The 20979-nt window shown below is 49.4% G+C and carries 25 protein-coding genes; 9 read left to right on the top strand and 16 right to left on the bottom strand.

Annotated features, from left to right (window positions below; translation table 11 throughout):
* Positions 1-44 precede the first annotated feature (44 nt).
* On the top strand, positions 45-407 hold the full coding sequence (locus K300_RS15765) for a response regulator (RefSeq protein ID WP_022852181.1): 363 nt from the start codon (positions 45-47) through the stop codon (positions 405-407).
* On the opposite strand, the gene rseP is transcribed toward K300_RS15765, so the two are convergent.
* The 14 genes from rseP to mrtJ form a co-directional block, all read right to left on the bottom strand.
* Positions 397-1461, bottom strand: coding sequence for an RIP metalloprotease RseP (gene rseP / locus K300_RS0113360; RefSeq protein WP_022852182.1), 1065 nt, complete (start codon positions 1459-1461; stop codon positions 397-399). The genes K300_RS15765 and rseP overlap by 11 nt on opposite strands.
* Entirely contained in the window at positions 1458-2570 is a 1113-nt protein-coding gene (dxr, locus tag K300_RS0113365) for a 1-deoxy-D-xylulose-5-phosphate reductoisomerase (RefSeq protein ID WP_022852183.1), read from the bottom strand. The genes rseP and dxr overlap by 4 nt, the downstream gene beginning before the upstream one ends.
* Positions 2567-3361 (bottom strand): phosphatidate cytidylyltransferase, encoded by a 795-nt coding sequence (locus K300_RS0113370; protein ID WP_022852184.1) that lies wholly within the window; start codon positions 3359-3361, stop codon positions 2567-2569. Before K300_RS0113370 ends, dxr begins: the two co-directional genes overlap by 4 nt.
* Positions 3362-3376: 15 nt before the next feature.
* Positions 3377-4111, bottom strand: coding sequence for an undecaprenyl pyrophosphate synthase (gene uppS, locus K300_RS0113375; RefSeq protein ID WP_022852185.1), 735 nt, complete (start codon positions 4109-4111; stop codon positions 3377-3379).
* Complete coding sequence (gene frr, locus K300_RS0113380; protein WP_022852186.1) at positions 4111-4668, bottom strand: ribosome recycling factor; 558 nt, start codon at positions 4666-4668, stop codon at positions 4111-4113. Before frr ends, uppS begins: the two co-directional genes overlap by 1 nt.
* 2 nt (positions 4669-4670) lie before the next feature.
* Positions 4671-5384 carry a UMP kinase gene (pyrH, locus tag K300_RS0113385; protein ID WP_022852187.1) on the bottom strand — a complete coding sequence of 238 codons (714 nt, stop codon included), beginning with the start codon at positions 5382-5384 and terminating at the stop codon, positions 4671-4673.
* Complete coding sequence (locus K300_RS0113390) at positions 5385-5723, bottom strand: hypothetical protein (protein ID WP_022852188.1); 339 nt, start codon at positions 5721-5723, stop codon at positions 5385-5387.
* A gap of 77 nt (positions 5724-5800) precedes the next feature.
* Positions 5801-6484 (bottom strand): signal peptidase I, encoded by a 684-nt coding sequence (lepB, locus tag K300_RS15770; protein WP_022852189.1) that lies wholly within the window; start codon positions 6482-6484, stop codon positions 5801-5803.
* A gap of 14 nt (positions 6485-6498) precedes the next feature.
* A complete protein-coding gene (lepA, locus tag K300_RS0113400; protein WP_022852190.1) occupies positions 6499-8301 on the bottom strand; it encodes a translation elongation factor 4 in 1803 nt (600 codons plus the stop codon).
* Between the two features lie 105 nt (positions 8302-8406).
* The gene (locus K300_RS0113405; protein ID WP_022852191.1) at positions 8407-9609 is read right to left on the bottom strand and encodes a type II secretion system F family protein; all 1203 of its coding nucleotides are present in this window, start codon (positions 9607-9609) and stop codon (positions 8407-8409) included.
* Positions 9609-11060, bottom strand: coding sequence for a GspE/PulE family protein (locus tag K300_RS0113410; RefSeq protein ID WP_022852192.1), 1452 nt, complete (start codon positions 11058-11060; stop codon positions 9609-9611). Before K300_RS0113410 ends, K300_RS0113405 begins: the two co-directional genes overlap by 1 nt.
* On the bottom strand, positions 11060-12868 hold the full coding sequence (gene gspD, locus K300_RS0113415) for a type II secretion system secretin GspD (RefSeq protein WP_022852193.1): 1809 nt from the start codon (positions 12866-12868) through the stop codon (positions 11060-11062). Before gspD ends, K300_RS0113410 begins: the two co-directional genes overlap by 1 nt.
* A 42-nt stretch (positions 12869-12910) precedes the next feature.
* Complete coding sequence (locus K300_RS0113420; protein WP_022852194.1) at positions 12911-13810, bottom strand: type II secretion system protein N; 900 nt, start codon at positions 13808-13810, stop codon at positions 12911-12913.
* Between the two features lie 124 nt (positions 13811-13934).
* On the bottom strand, positions 13935-14330 hold the full coding sequence (gene mrtJ, locus K300_RS15775) for a JDVT-CTERM system glutamic-type intramembrane protease MrtJ (protein WP_022852195.1): 396 nt from the start codon (positions 14328-14330) through the stop codon (positions 13935-13937).
* Between the two features lie 120 nt (positions 14331-14450).
* Between mrtJ and gspG the strand changes: the two genes are divergently transcribed.
* From gspG to gspN, 8 genes are read left to right on the top strand one after another with little or no spacing between them, the layout of a single operon-like run.
* Positions 14451-14885: a type II secretion system major pseudopilin GspG gene (gene gspG, locus K300_RS0113430; protein WP_022852196.1), complete on the top strand. Its 435-nt coding sequence runs from the start codon at positions 14451-14453 to the stop codon at positions 14883-14885.
* A 2-nt stretch (positions 14886-14887) separates the two neighbouring features.
* Positions 14888-15307: a type II secretion system protein gene (locus K300_RS0113435; protein ID WP_022852197.1), complete on the top strand. Its 420-nt coding sequence runs from the start codon at positions 14888-14890 to the stop codon at positions 15305-15307.
* Positions 15304-15630, top strand: coding sequence for a prepilin-type N-terminal cleavage/methylation domain-containing protein (locus K300_RS0113440; RefSeq protein WP_022852198.1), 327 nt, complete (start codon positions 15304-15306; stop codon positions 15628-15630). The genes K300_RS0113435 and K300_RS0113440 overlap by 4 nt, the downstream gene beginning before the upstream one ends.
* Positions 15620-16171 carry a prepilin-type N-terminal cleavage/methylation domain-containing protein gene (locus tag K300_RS0113445; RefSeq protein ID WP_022852199.1) on the top strand — a complete coding sequence of 184 codons (552 nt, stop codon included), beginning with the start codon at positions 15620-15622 and terminating at the stop codon, positions 16169-16171. The genes K300_RS0113440 and K300_RS0113445 overlap by 11 nt, the downstream gene beginning before the upstream one ends.
* On the top strand, positions 16168-17082 hold the full coding sequence (locus K300_RS0113450) for a type II secretion system minor pseudopilin (RefSeq protein ID WP_022852200.1): 915 nt from the start codon (positions 16168-16170) through the stop codon (positions 17080-17082). Before K300_RS0113445 ends, K300_RS0113450 begins: the two co-directional genes overlap by 4 nt.
* Entirely contained in the window at positions 17066-18076 is a 1011-nt protein-coding gene (locus tag K300_RS0113455; RefSeq protein ID WP_022852201.1) for a hypothetical protein, read from the top strand. The genes K300_RS0113450 and K300_RS0113455 overlap by 17 nt, the downstream gene beginning before the upstream one ends.
* Entirely contained in the window at positions 18073-18540 is a 468-nt protein-coding gene (locus K300_RS0113460) for a hypothetical protein (RefSeq protein ID WP_022852202.1), read from the top strand. Before K300_RS0113455 ends, K300_RS0113460 begins: the two co-directional genes overlap by 4 nt.
* Positions 18537-19247, top strand: coding sequence for a type II secretion system protein GspN (gene gspN, locus K300_RS0113465; protein ID WP_022852203.1), 711 nt, complete (start codon positions 18537-18539; stop codon positions 19245-19247). The genes K300_RS0113460 and gspN overlap by 4 nt, the downstream gene beginning before the upstream one ends.
* 358 nt (positions 19248-19605) lie before the next feature.
* On the opposite strand, the gene K300_RS0113470 is transcribed toward gspN, so the two are convergent.
* Together K300_RS0113470 and K300_RS0113475 are read right to left on the bottom strand one after the other, a co-directional pair.
* Positions 19606-20460 carry a hypothetical protein gene (locus tag K300_RS0113470; RefSeq protein WP_022852204.1) on the bottom strand — a complete coding sequence of 285 codons (855 nt, stop codon included), beginning with the start codon at positions 20458-20460 and terminating at the stop codon, positions 19606-19608.
* On the bottom strand, positions 20415-20978 hold the full coding sequence (locus tag K300_RS0113475) for a hypothetical protein (RefSeq protein ID WP_155827628.1): 564 nt from the start codon (positions 20976-20978) through the stop codon (positions 20415-20417). Before K300_RS0113475 ends, K300_RS0113470 begins: the two co-directional genes overlap by 46 nt.
* Between the last annotated feature and the right edge of the window lies 1 nt (position 20979).

The raw sequence follows: 20979 nt of genomic DNA on the forward strand, positions 1-20979 counted from the left end.
TCAATAAACGTTAAGCTTGAGTTGCAGCCAATTTGGGAGGTTATATGTCTGAGTCTGACAAGAATATCCGAATCCTCTATGCGGAGGATGAAGAGCTCACAAGGAAGCTGATCAGCAGAAAACTTGGAGCTCAGTTCACTGTTACAGATGTGGAGAATGGAAAAGCGGCCCTTGAAAGATATAACACCGAACAATTCGACCTGCTCGTCACCGACCTTTCGATGCCTGTTATGGACGGCTTCCGATTAATCGAAGCTGTGCGTGCCCATAATGAGGACTTCCCCATCATAATCACCACAGCCTACAGGAGCGAATGCGAGCATCTGCAGGACAGGATAAAGGTCTGCCCTAAGCCCCTCGACCTGCAGGGGCTCATCAGCGAAATCAGGAATACTGTCAGCCCCTGATAATCCTCGCAATATCATTATAGAATGCGAAAAACATAAGTGAAAGGATGAGCAGAAGCCCTACCGTGTTCGCCATCTCCCTTATCCTCATACTTACCGGTTTTCTCATAATCCCCTCAATAAGGTTAAAGAGAAGGTGACCGCCGTCCAGTATTGGTATGGGTAGCAGGTTCAGTATGCCGAGGTTTATGCTTATCGCCGCCATGAAGGCGAGAAATGCTGTAATACTCGTATCCGCCGCATCGTTTGCCGTCTGCAGGATGAATATGGGTCCACCCACCGAATCCGCCGGAACCGCACGCTGGAATATCTTAACGACACTCTTTATGATGAGACCCGTTACTTCATAGGTTTTAACGAAGCCCTTCTGCAGTGATTCCAAGGGACCGAAGGTGATCGATTCTGTTTCTCCGGAGGCTCTTACGCCAATAACGCCGATGTTTATTGTCTCGCCGAAGACGTTCTTCTCCTCAACCTGCTTGGGTGCAATGGAGAAGGTGAGCTCTTCGCCGTCACGGAGTACAGTAAAATCTATCTCATCCCCCGGGCGTTCGCTTACATAGGCGGCCATCTCATCCCAGAACTTAATATCCCTTCCGTCTATGGCAACAACCCTGTCACCCTCCTGCAGTCCAGACTGAGCCGCAGGCATGTCCGAAACAATCTCACCCAAGCTGGCTATATGCCTCGGCACACCAACCATGAAGATAACAGAGTACACAAGGGCGGCCAGAAGAAAGTTTGCCAAGGGCCCTGCAAAGATGATCAGGGAGCGTGCATGGAGGGGCTTATTGTTAAACGCCCTCTCTTTCATCTCCGGAGAAGCTTCCTCCTCCTCTTCGAAATCGGGGCTTTCGCCGTACATCTTGACATACCCGCCAAGGGGTATCGCCGATAGGGCATACTCCGTCTCACCCCACTGCCATTTAAGCAGCCTGGGACCGAAACCTATGGAGAATCGCTCCACATAAACACCGAAATACTTAGCCACAAGGAAGTGACCGAGTTCGTGAAAGAAAATTAGCAGACCTAATAGTATAATTGCGGAAATCATCCGTTCATCCTTTTAACTGAATATCTGGCGGTTTCCCTCGCCTTTTTATCGGTTTCGAAAACCTCTTCAAGGGTGCTGAAATCGCCCGTATCGAATATGGAAAGCGTCTCCTCAATTACTTCGGCTATCCCAAGGTATGAGACATTTCCGAGGAGAAATTGTTCAACGGCAATCTCGTTCGCCGCGTTCATGACTATCATAGGACCGTTGTTGTCCTTTTTCAGCACTTCCAGCGCAAGGGCGAGGCACCTGTATTTATCATAGTCAGGCTTCCTGAAATCAAGCCTGCCCACCTCAAACAGATCCAGAGGCTTAACGCCGCACTCAAGCCTTGAGGGGAGCCCCATGGCAAAGGAGATGGGTGTTCTCATATCGGGCCAGCCGAGCTGGGCCAGCGTACTCCCGTCTATGAACTGCACTGCGGAATGTATTATGCTCTGGGGGTGAATAACCACATCAAGAATCGAAGGGTCTATATCGAAAAGGAACCTCGCCTCGATGAGCTCAAGCCCCTTGTTCATCATAGTCGCCGAATCAACGGTTATCTTGCTCCCCATGCTCCAGTTCGGATGGTTCAGCGCCTCGGAAACACCCACATGCCCCAGCGCATCGTTGGGAGTATTGCGGAAGGCTCCGCCGCTGGCTGTGAGGATAACCTTCTGCACATCCTCGATCCTCTGACCCATGAGACATTGGTGTATGGCGGAATGTTCGCTGTCCACGGGGATAACCGATGCTCCGGTTTCTTTCGCTCTATCCAGAATAATTCGTCCGGCGGCAACGATCGATTCCTTATTTGCAAGGGCAAGGTCAATTCCCCGGTTCACCGTCTCCCATGCGGGGACGATTCCCGCCGCACCAACGGCTGCAACGAGGACAAGATCCAGCTCCTGCTCACGAATTAGCTTAACAAGTGACTGGGCGCCACCGGCGGCCAGGCATACGGCATCCACACCGAACTCCGCCGCCTGTTCTTTGAGAAGCTCCTCACTTGAGTTTGCACAAAGGAATGATATATCGAAGAGTTCCCTGTTTAAACGGATGACATCAAGGGCCTGCCGGCCTATGGAACCTGTGGAGCCGACAATACCGATACGCTTCTTCGTCATACCGCCAGCCTGATGTAATAGTAGAGGACGGGGGCAGCAAAGATAAGGGAATCGGTTCTGTCAAGGATACCACCATGCCCCGGAAACAGGGTACCGCTGTCCTTAATGCCCGAACGACGCTTGAACATCGATTCGGCCAGATCGCCAATAACACCGGCGGCAACGAGGATTATACCTGTCACGACAATATTGAATACACCTATACCCATAAAGAAGTATGAATAAAGAGCAGCACCGGTAATCCCGCCTGCAAAACCTCCGATAAGACCCTCCACGCTCTTCTTGGGGCTTATCTTTTCATAGAGCCTGCGCTTGCCGAAACGGCTTCCCACATAGAATGCGAAGGTATCGTTCATCCACGTTACGGCAAAGAGATAGAATAGCCAGTGGTAGTTCTCCATCCTGAGCAGAACCAGAAAGGAGGCAAGGAAAGGGTAGTATATGATAATGAGGAGGGTTACCCCCACCGTACGGTAGGTGTCCTCCAGCGGTTTTTTCCCAAAAAGTTTCGAAAGGAATACAAGCATCACGGAAAGGAAGATGGCAAAGCCTATGCTGTCCCCTGTGCCGATGTAGAAGCCCGCCGGTATAATAACAGCTGAAGCCAGAACAGGTATGGCGAGCGGTTCATGCTGTGCTGCGGAGGCCATCCTGTAAAACTCCCATGCACCGGCGGCTATGAATACGGTCATAACGGCAAGGAAGAAAAGCTCGCCGAAGTGGATGATAGCATAGATCACCGGAGGAATAACGAGTACGGCGGTTACAATCCTTTTGCTCTTATCGCTCACACAGCCTCCGGCGGTTTAATCAGACTTCGGCGAATCGATCTGATCCGTCGTTTTGCCGAACCTGCGCTCCCTTCCGGCAAAGCTCTGCACCGCCTCATCCAGATCGGCTCTGGAAAAGTCGGGCCAGTATTTGTCGGTGAAGTACAGTTCGCTGTATGCAATGCGCCACAGCTGAAAGTTACTTATGCGCATCTCGCCGCTGGTCCGGATAAGGAGATCCACATCGGGAATCTCTGGGTTGTAAAGATAGCTCTTAAAGAACTCTTCATCTATATCTTCCGGCTGTAGCGTTCCGTTCTTTGCTTCCTCTGCCATGCGTCTGGCCACGTCGATTATCTCCGAGCGTCCACCATAGCTGAGGGCAAGGTTAAGCACCATGCCACCATTGGAAGATGAACGTTCAATGGCGGCCTCCAGCTTCTTCCTTGTTCCTTCGGGGAGAAGAGCCATACGGCCGGAAGCGGTCAAACGTATGTTATTGCTGAGTATTGTTTCAAGTTCCCTCTCGATGTAATCATCGAGCAGACGCATAAGGAAGCCCACCTCATCACCGGGGCGTTTCCAGTTTTCCATGCTGAATGCGAAGAGGGACAGATAGGAAATACCCACCTCGGCGGAGTAGAGGGCTATATCTTTCACAACCTCTACCCCTTTGCGGTGTCCCATAACCCTGGGCATTCCCCTTTTCTTGGCCCATCTCCCGTTGCCGTCCATTATGACGGCAAGGTGACGGGGGAGACTCTCAGGCATTATATCTCCATTACATCCTTTTCTTTTGCATCGAGAACCTCATCCAGTCGTTTAATGTTCTCATCTGTGAGCTCCTGAACATCTGCCTGATAGGCTTTGAAGTCGTCCTCAGAGATCTCCTTGTCCTTCTCGAGCTTCTTGAGCTGATCGTTTGCATCCCTGCGGATATTCCTGACGGCGACCTTAGCCTCCTCCGCAAGTTTTTTGACAACCTTCACGATTTCCTTCCTCCGCTCCTCTGTGAGCTGGGGGATGGGGAGACGGATGAGCTTTCCATCGTTCTGGGGGTTGAGCCCGAGATTACTCTGGTTAATAGCCTTTTCGATAACGGGGATCATTGTGGGATCCCAGGGCTGTATAACGATGAGACGGGGCTCAGGCGCACTAAGCGTTGCCACACCAGCGAGGGGCGTGGGCGCTCCGTAGTAGTCCACTTTAATATTATCAAACATGGAGATGGAAGCACGGCCAGTTCTAACAGCCTTATACTCCTCCCTCAGGTGATCAACGGTTTTCTCCATCTTCTCTTTTGCATCTTTAATTATTGAATCCGGCATTTTCAACCCTCCACAATTGTTCCTAATTTGTCACCGGTGACTATCTTCTTCATGTTGCCTTTGCCGTAAAGGTCAAAGACAATAATGGGCATTTTGTTGTCCATGCACATGCTTATGGCTGTGGAATCCATAACCTTCAGCCTCTCGTTTAGAACGCTGAGGTAATCGATTGTTTCATATTTTACTGCATCGGGGTTGTTAACGGGATCGCTGTCGTAAACGCCGTCCACCTTGGTTCCTTTAAGGACAACGTCCATATTCATCTCCGATGAACGCAGCGTTGCGGCGGAATCCGTCGTGAAATAGGGGTTCCCCGTTCCGGCGGCGAATATAACCACCCTCCCTTTCTCGAAATGGCGCATCGCTCTGCGGCGTATGAAGGGCTCTGCTATCTGGCGCATCTCTATGGAGGACTGCACCCTCGTTTCGCACCCGATCTTCTCCAGAGCATCCTGCAGGGCAAGGGCGTTCATAACGGTTGCGAGCATACCCATATAGTCCGCTGTTACACGGTCTATATTGCCAGCAGCTGAGGAAACACCACGGAAGATGTTTCCGCCACCAACCACAATGCCGATATTTACGCCGAGGTCATGGACCTCTTTGACCTCTGACGCAATGAAGTTGAGCGTATCGAAATCAACGCCGAACTCATGGTCCCCCATAAGGGCTTCCCCGCTGAGTTTAAGAAGAATCCTTTTGTACTTCAAATCCATTTAGTCTTCCTTTTCATCCTTTATGTTCCTGTCAACGGAAATGGTATAGTCAAACTCAACCTCCTGACCGAAGGGGTACATAACACTCTCGCTGTATTCGAGCCTGTAGTTGAGTTTGTTAACATACTCTGTCACTTCAACATCGTCCTCGTAAGTGATGCCGATATTCATATCCTTAGCGGCGCTGTCGATGTTCCTGGGTATAGTCGTCATCACAGAACCACCGATAGCCTTAACAAAAGCATTCTTAAATATGTAGTATTTAACCCATGGCCTTGCCGTGATAAAGATCAGATAAGCAACTATAGCAAATACAGCAAGCTTAATGAACAGGCGCATTTTGTCCTCCGATTATCCGCATACTTCAGTAACATACAAGGATCTGATCATAATTATTACACGAAAGCGGGTCAAATTCAATGAATCAGTTTCAGGATCCTGTCAAACCTGTCGTACTCAGGATTGAGGAACCGGAAGAAACGCAGAGGCATCTTTGACCAGGCTGAACCGTACTCCGGTGTTTTCAGCGACCAGTAGATTAAAAACGCCTTCCCTTTGATGCTGTCCTTATCGATAAAGCCCCAGAAACGGCCATCATAGCTGGCATCACGGTTATCACCCATAACAAAATACTTATTATCCGGCACCGTGAAGGGGTCGATATTATCCCTGTTGGACATAACATCCGGATAAACGTTCTTATCCTTGATCTGCTTGTAATCCTCCTGAAGCGCTTCACCGTTAAGGAAAACCTGCTTATCGACAATCTTAATCCTGTCGCCGGGTTTGGCTATTATCCTCTTGATAAAGCTTTTTTCGGGCTCAAGGGGGTACTCGAAAACGATCACATCGCCGTTATCCGGCTCGCTGAACTTATATGCGAGGCGGTTAACAAGGATATAATCGCCTATGAGGAGGGTATCCAGCATGGAGCCGGATGGTATCGTATAGGTTTGTACTATGAAAGCTTTTATAATAAGGGCAATGACAACCGCCACAACGAGGGAGTCGAAAAAGCCCTCTTTCTTCTTTTCCTTCCCGGGCTTTTTCTCCTGGGAATCCCCTTCGGGATTATTCTTCTTTGCTTCGTCAGACGGCATCTTCATCTCCGTATTTAATCTTCACCGATCTTAAGGACAGCGAGGAAGGCCTCCTGCGGAATCTCCACGTTGCCCACCTGCTTCATCCGCTTCTTACCCGCCTTCTGCTTCTCAAGGAGCTTTCGCTTTCTTGATATATCACCGCCGTAGCATTTGGCGGTAACGTTCTTCCTGTATGCCTTTACAGTGGAACGGGCGAGGATCTTGTTCCCCACTGCGGCCTGAATGGCGATATCAAACATCTGCCTGTGGATAAACTCCTTGAGCTTCTCAGTGAGGTCACGCCCCTTGTAGAAGGCGTGGTCCTTATGGACGATGATGCTGAGAGCATCCACGGATTCGCCGTTAAGAAGTATGTCAAGCTTCACAAGGTCGGATGTTCTGTAGCCTGAAAAGTCGTAATCGAAGGAGGCGTATCCCCTTGAGATCGACTTAAGCTTGTCGTAGAAGTCCATAACAACTTCGGAGAGGGGTATCTCATACTCCAGAATCACACGCCCCATGTTCAGATAGCGCATGTTGTTCTGGATACCCCGCTTAGCGACGAGGAGCTGCATAACACCCCCCACAAACTCCTCGGGAAGGATTATTGTGGAATTGATTACGGGCTCCTCAATAAAATCTATCTCAGAAACATCGGGGAGGTCCGATGGATTGTCCACCTCTATCTGCTCCCCATCCTTCTTTGTAACCTTATATATAACCGTGGGTGCGGTTGTAACCAGATTAAGACCGAACTCTCTTTCGAGCCTCTCTTGTATGATCTCCATGTGGAGCAGACCGAGGAAGCCGCAGCGGAAGCCGAAACCGAGTGCGGCGGAGCTTTCCGCCTCGTAGCTGATGGAGCTGTCGTTAAGCATCAACTTATCGAGGGCGTCTCTAAGATCCTCATAGTCTTTGGAATCCACAGGATACATACCGCAGAATACAACGGGCTTAACCCTCTTAAAACCGGGGAAGGCCTCCTTGGCGGGCACTGTGGAGTGGGTGATGGTGTCACCAACATCCACATCGTTGATATCCTTGATGGCTGCGGTGATGAAACCGACCTCTCCAACGGATATCTCCTCCACCATAAATGGTTTAGGGGTGAACACACCCACCTTATCGATGGTGTACTCCTTCCCTGTGGACATCATCTTGATCTTCTCTTTTGGCTTAATGCGCCCGTCTATAACACGGATAAGAACCACAACCCCCTGATAAGTGTCGTACCAGGAATCGAATACCATCGCCTTAAAGGGTGCATCATAGGTTCCCCTCGGTTCCGGAACCTGTGCCACGATCCTTTCGAGTATCTCAACGGTGCCGATATTATCCTTTGCGCTTGCAAGAACCGCATCGGTGGCATCGATGCCCACAATATCCTCGATCTCCGCCTTAACCTTGTCCGGGTCTGCGGAGGGGAGGTCTATCTTGTTAATAACGGGGATAAGCTCCAGCTCCTGATCCACAGCCATATATGCGTTTGCGATGGTCTGCGCTTCCACGCCCTGGGCAGCGTCCACAACTATAAGCGCACCTTCACAGGCGGCGAGGCTTCGGGAGACCTCATAGGTGAAATCGACGTGTCCGGGGGTATCGATGAGGTTGAGCTGATAGCGGTTCCCGTCCTGGGCCTCATAGTAGAGGCGGACGGTCTGGGCCTTGATGGTTATCCCACGTTCCCGCTCAATGTCCATGCTGTCCAGCACCTGGGCTTTCATGTCCCTGTCCTCAAGGCCGCCCGTGTTCTGGATAAGCCTGTCCGCAAGGGTGGACTTACCGTGGTCGATATGTGCAATGATACTGAAGTTTCTTATGTATTTCTTATCCATATAATCCTGTTTTTCGATTTAAGCCCCTGCAGGTGATCCCTGCAGAGATTTTATACATAGGTTGATATTAATACTACACTGTGCGGGGGTTATTCAAGAGCAAAGTTAACCAACCAGCGTGTTGAGCTGGAAGAGTGGCTCCATAATAGAAACCACGATAAAACCGATGATTACACCAATGAACATTATGAATACGGGCTCAACAACGGAGACAAAGCGGGATGTGTACTGTTCGGTCTTTTTGCCGTAGAAGGTGCTCACACGCTCAAGTAGCCCCGCCATATTACCCGACTGCTCACCAGTGGCCGCTGCTGCCTCGAAGAGCTCGGGAAAACCGCCAGCCTTCGACACGGCAGAGGAGAACTTCTCACCCGACTTAACGTCATCTTCGATGCGGACTATCTTCTCTGTGAAGGCCCTGTTCCACATAACACCGGCAGAGTTCGAAAGAGCCTGGGTAAGGGGGAGCCCTTCCTTCAGCTGGAAGGAGAGTATATGGGCAAACCTGGCTATGAGAACCTGACGTACGAAGCCGATGCGCAGGATCCTTTTATCAGTCTCCATGCGAAACTTAGGGTTATTGACATAAAGCCACCTCAGGGCTACAACGGCGGCGAGTAAGAATACAAATATGAAAACACCGTACTCCCGCAGTATCTCTGCGATCCCCACAAGCATCTTTGTGGTGGCGGGGATGTCTGTTCCCGCAGAGGCGAATATATTCTCAAGCTTGGGGACTACGTAGCTCAACAGGAAGCCCACAACACCCATACCGAGTACAAGTACGGCCACAGGATACATCAGAGCAGAGGTGAGCTTATCCTTAACCTGCCTCTTCTCCTCTTCGAATGTCGCAATATCCATGAGCACCGAGGAGAGCTTCCCCACATCCTCCGATGCACGGATCATGTTGACGTACATATCCTCAAAGAAGTTGGGAAATTTGGCCAGTGCCTCGCTGAAACGGTTACCCTCAGATACGGACCCAGCAACATCGAGCAGCATGTTACGAACCTTCTGCCCCCCGATGGAACCGGAGAGTATGCGCAGAGCGCTCACAAGGGGTATTCCGCTTCCCAGAAGAAGGGAGAGCTGGAAGAATATATCTGGGAGGCTCTTTTTACTGCCTCCGGGGAGGAAGGGGATAGAAAAGCTTCTCCCTTTGCGGCTCTTCACCTGCTGGATATCGGAAACGATGATCCCTTCACCCATAAGCTTAGCAAGGACGGCACTCTTGGTGTCACCCTCACGAACCCCTTTGGCCTTTTTGCCTTTTTTATCTATACCGTTGAAGCTGTAGGTGGGCATCAGTCGATCCTGGTTACCGTGATAAGCTCCATGGGGGTGGTAACGCCATGGCGTACAAGCTCCGCACCGTAGTCGAACATCCTCTTGTAGCCGTTATTCTTAGCCGTTGCGGCCAGCTCGCCGGAGGAGGCTCTGCGGTTTATGAGGCTTCTTATCTCATCGTTAACGCTCATTATCTCGAATATACCTGTCCGCCCCTTATAGCCCGTACCGAAGCATGCATCACAGCCTTCACCGATGTAATGCTCATCAAGCTCATACCCCTCACCCTGGAAGTAGTCACGCACATAGTCATCGGACTTAACCTTCCTGCGGCATTCGGGGCATATCCTCCTCACGAGCCTCTGACCCATGGTACAGAGGAGGGACGAGGATATGAGAAAGGGCTCCACATCCATATCAATCAGTCTGGCAACGGCTGTGGGGGCGTCGTTTGTATGCAGGGTGGAGAGGACAAGGTGACCTGTAAGCGAAGCCTGAACAGCTGCCTCGGCGGTCTCTTCGTCTCGAATCTCACCCACGAGGATAACATCGGGGTCCTGTCTCAGGAATGATCGGATCGCACTGGCGAAGGTTACGTTTACAGCCTGATTCACCTGAACCTGCGTAATGTTCTCCATATGGTACTCCACCGGATCCTCGATGGTCATAATATTCGAATCATCGCTGGCTATCTCCAGCAGAGATGCGTAAAGGGTTGTGGTCTTACCCGAACCCGTGGGCCCCGTCACAAGGATAATGCCGTTCGGCTTATTCAGGTTGCGCCTGTACAGATCCAGAAGATGATCCGCAAGGCCGACATTTTCAAGGGTTACAAGGCTCTTCGAACGCTCCAATATACGAAGAACCGCCTTCTCCCCTGTAACAGAGGGGACGGTGGAAACCCTCACATCGATGGTTCGGTTACCTATCTTGAGGTTTATACGTCCGTCCTGCGGCTTCCTGCTCTCCGCCACATCGAGGTTTGAGACAACCTTGATACGGGCGATGATCGGGTCCTGAATCTTTTTGGGGAATTTTTTAACAGTCTTCAGCTTGCCGTCCACACGGAGGCGTACTGCAAAGCTGTTGTCCATCCCTTCAAAGTGGATATCACTAGCACCCTTCTTAACCGCCTGAATCATAAGCTGGTTAACGAGCTTAATGATCGGTGCATCATCGTAGGAAGCGGAAAGGATATTCGCCGTTTCGTCATCCTCAAGGGTCTCCTCATCGGACTCGAATTCATCGGAGACCTCGCCTCCGAGGTGCTCGAGGATCTCAAACACACGCTCACGGCTGACCTGCTCAAAGGAGGGGTTAAGCCCGAGGCTGAAAGCGAGGAAACGGGCTTTTACAAGCCCGTTGTCATCGGCGAAAAGAAATTTTAATCCGTCTTCATCCACAGGAACAAAATCGCTCCTGTCGGGAAAACGAAGGTAGCTGTCTATGGCCTTTTCGTAATCTGTCATCAGTAATCTTTCTTTAACTGCTCTGTAGTCTGGTCCTTAAATTCCTGCTGTTGAGCTTTTTTCTGTTCGGTGAGCTTCTGTGCCTCACCATCAGTGTCTATGATATATGATGATATAAATACCATAAGGTTTGTTTTTTCGAAATCCGTACCCTTATTCTTGAAGAGCCATCCGAGAAGCGGGATCTTGGAAAGCCCGGGAACGGCGGAGCGTGTGGCTGTGGAGTCGTCCTTGATAAGGCCGCTTATAACCATCGTGGCGCCGTCCTTGAGCTTGACCCTTGTCTTCGTGCTTCTGGTCAGGGTTACGGGTGCGGTGTTGTCAAAGGTACTTGCGCTCACCTTCTTAACCTCCTGCTCGATATTCAGAGTAACCTTGTCATCGGCGGAGATGTGGGGGAGTATCTTGAGCTTAACACCCACGTCACGATAGTCGTAGGACTGGACGGGGTTGTTGTTTGAATCGTATTTCGTGCTTGTGAGGAAGGGTCTGTTCTCACCCACGAATATCTCAGCCTCCTCGTTGTCGAGTGTCAGGATCTGGGGATTTGAAAGGATGTTTATACCCGAAGCACTCTTTACTGCGTTAACGAGCAGACCGAGGGTCGGGAACTGGACACCTTCATAGGTAATAACATCACCCAGGATTCCGAGGCTGAAACCGCCGGCGAGTGCGCCGAGGCTGGGGGACTTACCCTCAAGTACGGGCCCCATATAGCCAGTTAGCGCACCATCGGAATCGAGGTAGCCGATGTTTCCTGCCGTTGAATCGCTTCCAGCACCGGCAAGCCACTCAACGCCGAACTTGTTTCCGCTGTCCAAGGTTGTTTCAAGGATAAGTGCTTCTACATAAACCTGCTTTCTGGGTACATCAAGCTTCTTTATAAGTGATTCTATCTTCTGGTAGAGCTCCTGATCCCCGAAGGCGATTATGGAGTTTGTTGCCTTATCCGAAGCTACCTGAGACTTGATAACTTCTTTCTTCTTCGGATCCACAACGGAGTCCAGAAGCTTGTTAAGCACCTTCTCAATATCCACGGCGGAAGAGTTGTTCAGGTAATAAACCCTGGGTTCATTCTGTGTACCGGCGGTGGGGCTGTCCATCTGCTCAATGATGTAGCTTATCTTGCGGAAATCCTCGGGGCCTGCGGCGATAATCATCAGGTTTGATGAATCATCGGAGACGATAACGGGATCACCGGATGTCATATGGTTCTTATTGAGCTCGGAATAAAGCTGGCTGAGCCTCTTATCTATGTTGCTCGCAATTGCGTTCTTAATCTCTACAGTGTGTATCTCATATCCTGCGGCGTTCCTCTCAAGATTATCCACAACCTTCAGGATCTTCCGAACCCTTGTGGCTGTGTCATGGAGGATGAAGGCGTTAAGACCGTTGAGGATCTGAGCATCACCCTCCCTTGATTTCAGGCTTTTGAGCATTGTGGCAAGCATGCGCACATTGAAGTTTTTAACAGGAACAACCGTTGTGGTAACCCCTATCTGACTGCTGCTGACCTTTTCACTGAAGCCGTCGTCATACTCCTTGGCCTCGTTGTTACGCATTATCTGGATAAAGTTCCCCTTATCCGCAATGGCGAGACCGTTTAGGGAGAGAGTAGTATAGAAGATCTCCATTATGTCATCAGTTTCCATCTTCATACCAGACTGGATGGTGAGTTCCCCTTTGAGGTCCCTCTCCTGATAAACAAAGTTTTTACCCGTAAATTCCGCCACGAACTGGACGAAATCCTTCAGCGTCATGTTGTTGAAATTAACATCATACTGCCCGAAGGCGGGTACCGTAAGCATAATAAAAAGTAAAGCCGCTGCAATTAATCTCATCAGTGCACCTTAGTTTATTTCAACGAAAATTGTTTTCTTCTCGCCCTTGCGTTCTATATCCAGAGTTACTGCGGAAATATCCTCCACAGAACCCATCATGCCGAAGAGAACCTCCGGCGTTTTAAGCTCCTGACCGTTTATGCGCATGAGAACATCACCGTTCTGGAGACCCACACGGCGCAGGACCGAATCCTTGCGCATCCTTGTGAGTCTGTATCCGATGAGCTCCCCACCCCTTTCATAGGGGCGCATAAGAACCGACTTGATGATGCTGTTTATATCCCCCATCTGCTCCACGAAGTCCTCTCTGGGGATGGTTATCTTATCGGTGGAAGCAGAGGGCTGATCCTCTTCATAGCGTGCATCATCACCTTCGTCATCATCGTTTCTGCTTATAGTTATTGCTGATTCCCGCACACGCTCCATCTCTGCCCTGTCATAAAGGTTGAGACGACTCTTACGTCCGTTCACATTGATCATGGCGTAATCACGTCCCAGCTTAGAGAGTTCAACACCGTTTATCGTTTCACCTTCAATAAACACGAAGGTTTCCCGCTCTACGCTCATTACAGCAACGGACTGCTCACCCTCGCCCCCGAGCATGATTCCGAGGAGCTCAACATTCGCCGGCGGGGGAGCGGATGCCTCCTGTGCTTCGGAGACTTTTTCCTCGGTTTCTGCCACTTCTACAGGCTCCTGTCTCTGCCCTGTGAGGATATCGAAAACGTTCCTCTCAAGGATAAGCTCAGTATCCGCAACCTGGGAACTGTTGTTTTCAGCTGCCTGAACCTGCACAGGCGCAGGGATAAGACCGCTGTGGCGATAGCTCATATAGCCGGAAACCAGCACAGACACGGCAAAGCCGATGAAGACGGGATATATATACCAAGGTATCTTAATATTTTCCATGATCTCAGAAATACCATGTTTCCTTAAAAAATCAATTAAATTGTATGTAAAATGCCCTAGGTTAAAATAATTTAACCACCCATATTGAACCGATGCTTACTCGAAAACCGAGTTATCAAAAAGTTCAAGTGATCATTACATTCAGATTATAAAAAGAATGTATAAGGATGGGGATATACACACTGCGGTACTCTGTATAGAGCCTCCCGAAGATAAGCGAAGGTATGTACACAAGGGCGGAATGCAGGGGGGAGGATGTTATAAGATGCATGGCGGAAAAGAGCACAGATGTGCCTAGATTTCCATATGTAAGCCCCCATAAACCCCCATTAATCCGCCTTTCGGCATAATCCTGAACCACACCACGGAAGAAAAGCTCCTCGGCAACGGGGGCGAGGATGAGGAAATGGAAGACCTTCTGGCCATCGAACCGGAACTCCGCCCCGGTGAAGATGATCCTGAAAGCAAAATATGAAAGTCCCGCTATGAATGCGGCGGCGGTGAGTCTCTCCCGTTTCATTTATAAAATTTAGCACGTATGAACAAACTTCAAAACTATTTATATCTGCACCTGTCATTAAGGTATTGAATTAGACAGGCTATAAGCCTATAATCCCAAAAAAATTCCCAGAGGTACTGTATGAAAAGCAGAAAAGGCTTCACAATTATTGAGGTGCTTGTGGTTATCGTTATCCTCGGACTGCTCGCCACCTTCCTTGTTCCTAAAATCATGGACAAACCGGATGAAGCCAGAGTAGCCAAGGCAAAGAACGATATCCTTGCCATTGATTCCGCACTTAAGATGTATAAGCTCGACAACGGTGTATACCCCACCACAGAGCAGGGTCTTGAGGCCCTCGTGGAGAAGCCCGAGATAGAGCCTATCCCTAAGAACTACCGCAAAGGTGGGTATCTCGATTCCTCAAACGCTCCCACCGATCCATGGGAGAATCCCTATGTTTACAGGAGCCCCGGCGATGACGATCGTGATTACGACATCATCTCACTCGGTTCCGACGGCAAAGAGGGTGGCGAGGAATACGCATCCGACATTAAGAGCTACGAGATCAAATAGTAATGAACAGACGGGGATTCACCCTCGTTGAGCTTATTATTGTTATGCTCATCCTCGGGATAGGTGCCATGACCGTAACGCCGATTATGGTGGAGAAGGCCGTGGGCGTTCCCGAGGAGGTTAAGTTCTTTAATGAGATACTTGCAGAACTCGAGAAGGAAGCCGTTGAGCTGGGCAGACCCGTTCAGCTCAGGGGTTTTCAGGGTTCTGCAAATGTTGTTATGCCCGACGGTGAACGCAGAAGCATCCCCGGCGTGGATACAGTTTCAAACATTACTATCAACGATGTGGAGCCGGCATCTAACGAATACATAATACATATTTATCCCAAACATATATGCGATCATTTCATTATAGAATTCGGCGAAGAACGATCCCTCGAATCACTTCCGCTCCTTCTTAAAACAAGGATAGTTAAATGAAAAAAGGATTTACACTGCTCGAGATTCTTATCGCACTCGCCCTGCTCTCCCTCGGCATGATGGGGATATACACCCTTATCCGTCAGTCGCTGGAGTTCAACAGCTATTCACAGGAGAAGATCCGCCTTCTCGGAAGGGGATACGAAAGGGTTATCCTCCTCCTTAATGACACATCGGGACTGGAGGAAAAGGTTACCTTCGACAATATAACCTACACCTTCGACATAGATAAAAGCCCCACAATGCTCCAGAATATTGAGGAATGTGTTCTGACCGTTGAGGACGGTACATCCTCCGCCACACTGGTGTACTATGAGAGATAGACGGGGATTCACCCTTGCGGAACTGGTTATCGCAGTTGCTGTGGCTGCCCATGTACTCGTGGCGGCTTACGGGATTTTCCGTTCAATCATCGATACCAGAGACTTCTCCGTATCATCCTCCGAAGCGGCGGTTCTTAATGTTAAGCTGACAAAGGTCCTGTCCGCCGATTTCCGTCAGGCGGTTCGGGGGAGCGTTGAGGCGGTCAGCTTTCTGGACGATTTCAAGCTTGTTATGGAGACCCACAACTCCCTCTTCTTCAACGGCGCAATACCCGTTGAGGTATCCTACTACGTAGAGGATGACGATCTTTTCAGGGAGGAGCGGATGCCCCTCATGGATTTTGTGGACAAGATGGTTATCATCCCCTCTGTGGAGGACTACGAGGTCCTCTTCCACGACGGGGATGAGTACTCGGAGAACGCCCCCGCAGAGGTGCGCTTAGTGCGCATGAGCCTAAGAGCCGGCGGAAGGCTTATCGAGTCCGTGGCGGGGAGCTACCACGACAACACATACATCAATGCAGAGGGGATAGGGCAGTGAACAGGCGTGGAAGCGTACTCGTATTCGTGCTTATATTCATATCCTTCGCCGTGAGTGTTGTTCTCTTCATGCATGAGCGAAGTGGTGAATCACTCGCCGAAACGGCATCTCTACAGGAGGAATACCAGACCTCCATCTTCGCCATGACGGCCGTAGAGGCTATTCGAGAGCTACTTGAAGATGACGGCAACAACTACGACGATGCCGGCGAGGACTGGGGACTGCTCCCCATGATACCCATACCCGGCGGGTACGTCTCCATCTCCATAAAACCCCTTAACGGAAGGCTCAACCTGAACATGCTTGATGAAGAACAGGATGAAGAGGGTGAACGAATTCTGGCTGGATGTGTCCATATACTAGAGGAACTGGATATCAATGCTGATACCTGCGCCATGATAAAAGACTGGCTCGACACCGACAGCGAGATGACAGCAGGCGGCGAGGAAAGTTTTCGCTATGATGCTGAAGGTAAAGAATATTTAACCAAGAACGGAGCACTTGAAACGCTCCACGAATTAAGGTATATCAATAGAGCGGGCGAGCATTACGGCGAGCTTGCACAGTATTTCACAATCGGCGGCGACAGCAAAGTGAACCTGAACTTTGTGAGCGAGGAGGTCCTCGCAGGCGCCGTCCCCGCACTGGAGCCCTATGCGGGTGATATTATCAAGTACAGGGAACAGCACGTTTACAAGGATGTTTCGAACATACGTGAAGCGGCTGAAATCCCCGATGATATCTACAACGACAACCTGAAATATCTATCAGTAAAAAGTTCTTTATTTTACGTAAAGACTGAAGTAACCTTGGGTGAAAACAGCCGCTTCTACCACGTTTTATTACAAAGGAACGGCAAAAAAACTAAACTTTTAAAGTATATTGAAGGTACAGATGCCCCCTTCTTCTGAAAACAGAACGCTTCTTAAAGACAACAAACTGCTCCGTATCGAAGGAGGTTCTGCGGACTTCCCTGCTGATACGGATGAACTCTCCAGCGGATATACTCTGTTCGTGGATGATTCATACTTCTTCTGGCTCTCCATGGAGTTGCCCCAGGCGGGAAAGAAGAAGACCGATGCCTTTGTGAGGAACTATCTCTCAACATTCTTTCCTGAGAATATGCTCACATCCTACGGCTATGTCCAGCGTGACGGAAAGGCGTATATTTACGTACTCGCCCCCGCACTGGTTGATCTCATCGAAACAAACCCACAGATATTCAGGAAGGCGGGGAGCGTTACCACGCCGATGCTTGAGCTCATCGCAAAAAACAGCGATTTCCGTTACCATGACGGCAACAGGGTATACAGCATCTCCGACAGTCTCATAACCCAGCAGCCGGAAAATCCCGACGAAATGGATACACCCCTCACCTTCGAGGATGGAATCCGCATAGAAGTTACGGCATTCAACATGAAGCTTCCCGGCGTGGGGCGTGAAAAGCTGGCCATCGAAAAATATAAAGTTCCGGCCGCTGTTCTTCTCATTGCCTATGTACTCTTCGCCACCGGCGAATACTTCTATGCAAAGGCCGCACAGAACGATCTTGAGGCTTATGAAAAAAGACTAAACAAGATATATATCGATACCGGCGTTGCAACGAAAGCTGACCCCTATGGCTCCCTGCTCTTTCATGCAAAGGGTGGTGGTGACACAAGTGGGGGTATCGATGTTCTTGACACCCTTGAGCTTATAAGCGATTCCGCAACAAAAGGGAAGGTGGGACTTGAGTCCCTTGTCATAAAAGAGAATTCCGTTACATGCACAGGTAAGGCTGTGGACTTCCAGTCCGTTGAGGGTTTTAAAACGAACCTCGAAACCAACGGCGGTGTTACCGCCTCTGTGGACGATACGGACAAGATAGAGGACGGCATTAAATTCGTTGTGAGGTTTGACCAATGAGCTCGAATGTAAAGGAAACCGTACTCATCTGGGTCGTGATCGTCACAGCTGTCTTCCTCCTGTTTTACTGGACGCACCTCTTCTTCCAGTCACAAAAGGAAGGCTACATCGCCAGCACAGCAGCCGTTGCAGAGAGAACCGAGAAGGCCGCAGAGCTTGCTGCATTAGTCGAAACAGGAAACGGCAGCAGAAACGTCCAAAGCGGTCTGCTCTCCTTCGTTCAGGCCGTGAGCTCCCGTGTGGGCATAAACTCAAAGATATTCGACCTCAAACCGATAAGCTCACCCCAAGGAAGAGAGACTGTAAGCATCAAGATGCAGGCTCTTAACTACTCCGAGCTGGTCTCATTTCTGGAGAGGCTTGACGGGTACGACAATACGGGTATACGATCCTTCTCCATGAACAAACGTTTCGACAACCCCCAGCTTGTAGATATAAATCTGGAGATCACCAAATCAAGATGATCAAGAAATCTGCCATCGCTATCGCCATATTTCTGCTGAGTGTACTTGTATTTACCCCCATGTTCTTCCCATGGAACACCGTGGCGGAGTATTATATCCGCAAGGCTGTGAGTGATAACCGCATACCTGCAAGGATAGATAGTATCAAGGCAGGCCCGGGCGGAGCAGTAATAAGCGGCATCAGCATTGAAGATATCGAAATAACACAGATAAGGGCGGACTACTCTCTCCTTTCCGTAATAACCAAGAGTGCGGATGTATCCGTAAATTCCCCCCTCGGCACAATCGAGACATCCATCGACTCAGGTAGTGTTGAGGCCAGAGGACTGCTGGACATGAAAAACATCGGCTCACTTTTGAACCAGAGTCTTGATGGTGATATGGCAGTTCAGCTGAACATGAACCTCAATGAGCAGACAGGGGATATCGTCCTCACATCCGACTCCTTCACCGTTCCCACAGACTTCGGCCCCATGCCGCTCAAAAACCTTCGTGGAGAGGGAACGATCAATAAGAATACTATCGACGTCACAAGCCTAACCTCCGAAGGGAATGCAAAGCTCGACATAACTGGCAAAATAACAATAAACACCAGAGACATCGGTCGCTCTATGATGAATATGAGCGGGACAGTAGACGTAATGGGAGCAAAGCAGAACATCACAGCCAGAGGCCTGGTTCGTAATCCAAGGATTACAGCCAGATAAGTCTTTAACCATAGTCCTTGCAGGCAAATTCCTCGTATTACTTTCAAATTGGAAATACCTATAAACTCTATTCCAGAAATATACCTATATGTTTGTCAGGTAAAATATTATCCCTCAAAATGAGATTTTGAGGGGTTGTTAAGGGGTGGTTTGTTCCTCGCAGATTGTAATAGCAATCTGCGCGAACCAAAAGTAAGTCGTGCTTTAGCACGAAACCTAATTATTGGTGACAAGTTTCAAATGTGATTATCTAAAGAATAAGACTAAGAGGAAATTTTTTGGGAAAACTTTCCCCTTAGGATCCCCTTAAAAACCCATTTGAAAGATTATAATAGTGGTTAATATATAACATGGCCAGTTACTCCCCACCCATTATTTCCTCAAAGAAGTAGAACACTCCCCACCTGTTCTCACGCCTCATCATGATATGCCTGCTCCCCACATTCACCTTTTCGGCATACTTGTAAAGCTTATCACCATCCTCGTTGAGTACATATCGATCTTTATACTCTAAGGGTGTGCAGTTGTCCGGAAAACTGTCAACCTCGGTGAGTTTTTCATTATGAAAAAGAGACGTGCGGCCATCCGGCTCGCTCATGTGGAGCCCCTTCTCTGTTTCACAGAAACGCTTATCAAAACCACCCATGCGGATACCTTTGATAAATACAGGCTCTCGCCCTACAGCTGTAATTGTTCCGTTGTCCATGAAGACATCGAACCCATCTGTCCTGACTACACCCTCTATCTCTAGGGGACATTCACCGTCAGATATAATCCATTCGCCTGAACAGCAGGCATCAGTACCGCTGTTTTCGACAGCGCATTCATCGGGCTTTCCAACTTCGGACGTCTTAATTACAGGCTCCTTGCCGGCTAGTGATGGGATATAGTTAACCGACACAAAGGTGTTTCCATCGAATCCAGTAATCCTGCCGTTATGCGCATTAATACGGCTCAGGTTCCTTTTCATATTATGAACGTATATAAATCTTTTTTCTATTATGCTGAAGACGACCAAGTGTCCGGAAGCTATAAGAACAGCGTTGGTTCCATGGAGATGGGCGAAATTAACAGGATAGCGCAGAGCGCCTTTGATAACCTCTTCTTCGGTGCCCAGGTGGTGTACTGCGAAGTTTTCTTTATTGAATGTAAGTATATATGGAGGTGCTACACTATAGGGAGGAGTTTTTTTTTCTGGTATATCTCTGCGCACGCCTCGGCATCATATACGGCAAAACCCTCTTTCCCCTTTGTCTGGAGGAGGTTTCCTGCTACTGTGAGGCTGGAATATCCATCCTCAGTAAGCATGGAGGGGCAGTTGTCCGATGAGAGGAAGAGCCTGTCACCTTTGAGGAAAGCGAAAAGGCCGTTACTGTAGCCGAAGTCCTCTGCTTCGTTCGCAATAAGAGCCTCTGCGGGTTTCTTCTCGTACATAACCACGGAGTTAAGGATGATATCGTTCTCGGGGAACTGTGACACGAACTCTGCGGGATCGGCCGATGCAGAGATTTTTTCGGATAATTTTGATCTTAAATCGGCAGATTCGAGGGGAGTGGTTCCGAAGGAACTTGTCTGAACGTTTGCAGTGGTACAGGAGATAACAAGAATAAAAACCGGAATGACCAGTTTAAAGATTCGTAGAAACCAGCTTGGCCTGCATAGAGATGGAAACACCTCTGTGCACAGAGCATTGCGCTCGTCCATAGTCAATTCTGCGTCGATTTGATTCACC

This window comes from Limisalsivibrio acetivorans (assembly GCF_000421105.1).
GTDB lineage: Bacteria > Chrysiogenota > Deferribacteres > Deferribacterales > Geovibrionaceae > Limisalsivibrio > Limisalsivibrio acetivorans.